Source organism: Mesorhizobium sp. M7A.F.Ca.CA.004.04.2.1 (assembly GCF_004022825.1).
Lineage (GTDB): Bacteria > Pseudomonadota > Alphaproteobacteria > Rhizobiales > Rhizobiaceae > Mesorhizobium.
Window position 1 is genome coordinate 1 of the sequence record NZ_RZPH01001246.1, and the last position, 1,523, is coordinate 1,523.

1 protein-coding gene and 1 pseudogene are annotated in these 1,523 nt (G+C 62.9%); one reads left to right on the plus strand and one right to left on the minus strand.

Annotated elements, in window-relative coordinates; all coding sequences use genetic code 11:
• Nucleotides 1–124, minus strand: a pseudogene (locus EN893_RS39640) (transcription elongation factor); the annotation flags it as partial.
• Nucleotides 125–244: 120 nt separating this feature from the next.
• On the opposite strand from EN893_RS39640, the gene EN893_RS33475 reads away from it, so the two are divergent.
• The coding region (locus tag EN893_RS33475) for a TIGR03808 family TAT-translocated repetitive protein (RefSeq protein WP_128362154.1) at nt 245–1,523 on the plus strand (1,279 nt) is incomplete at its 3' end.

Here is a 1,523-nt window from a genome sequence, read left to right on the forward strand (position 1 = left end):
GATTCTCCTCGATCTGCGCCAAGCCGCGTTCCGTCACCAGATTGCGGTGGTGGCTGACTGGCCGTTCACCGACACCGGCAATGGCATTTTCGCTGTCTTCCTCGCGGGTGAAAGCTCTGCTCATTCCTTGAACTTAGGCGCGGAAAGGCTGCACGACAAGCCATCGTAGCGGCCTCGGTGGGAGAGACATAACGGCTGGCACGATTCCTGCGATATCAGGCTTGAACGCTGGGATTCTGTGCCGATGTTGAACAGACGAACGCTGCTGACCGGGACCGCAGGCTTTGCCGTTATGGGCCTTGCGCTCGGCAAGGCGGTGGCCGCAAGCTTGAGCGGCATCGAGAAAGCCTCGATGCGCGGCTCGATCAATGCCACAGAACTCGGCGTGCAGCCCGGCACATCAGACGATCAGAGCAAGGCCTTCGCCAAGCTGCTGCGTGACGCCAATGCCCGCGATATGCCGGTGTTCCTGCCGCCCGGGACTTATGTCGTCTCCAATCTCTCGCTGCCCGGCCGCGTGCGGCTTTCCGGCGTGCCGGGCGCGACGCGCGTCGTTTACGGCGGTGACGGCCACCTTTTCATGGCCGAACAGGCTGACCATATCGAACTCAGCGGTCTGGTCTTTGATGGTTCGAACCGCACGATGGGCGGTTACACGCAAGGGCTGCTCGATCTGCGCCGTATCGCGCACCTCGCCATCGACAATTGTCAGATCACCGGCAGCGGCAAGAACGGACTGGCGCTGGAACACGCGATCGGCCGGATCGAGCGCAGCGAGATATCGGGCGCCGCCGATGCCGGCATTTACTCGGTCGAGGCTGGCGGGCTGTCCATTACGGGCAACACCGTCTCCGATTGCGCCAATGGCGGCATCCTCGTGCACCGCTGGCAGGTGGCCGAAGACGGCACCATGGTCACCGGCAACCGCGTCCAACGGATCCAGGCACGCAGCGGCGGAACCGGGCAGAACGGCAACGGCATCAATGCCTTTCGCGCCGGCAATGTCGTCATCTCGGGCAACATCGTCTCGGACTGCGCCTTCTCGGCGATCCGCGCCAACAGCGCCAGCAACCTGCAGATATCGGGTAACACCTGCTCGCGCTCGGGCGAAACGGCGGTCTATTCCGAGTTCTCGTTCGAAGGCGCCATCATCAGCAACAACATCGTCGACGGCGCCGCCAACGGCATCTCGATCGTCAATTTCAACGAAGGCGGCCGCATGGGCGTCTGCTCCGGAAACATCGTGCGCAATCTGTCGACCAGCGGTCCCTACCCCGCCGACTCGCCGGGATTTGGCGTCGGCATCGGCGTTGAGGCCGACACCACCGTTTCCAACAACGTCATCGAGAACGCGCCGCTTTATGGCATGCAGATCGGCTGGGGTCCCTACCTGCGCAATGTCGTCGCTACGGGCAACATCATCCGCAACGCCGGAACCGGTATCGTCGTGTCCGTGGTCGAGGGTGCCGGCACGGCGGTCATTTCAGACAATATCATCGACGGCGCGCTCAACGGTGCGGTTG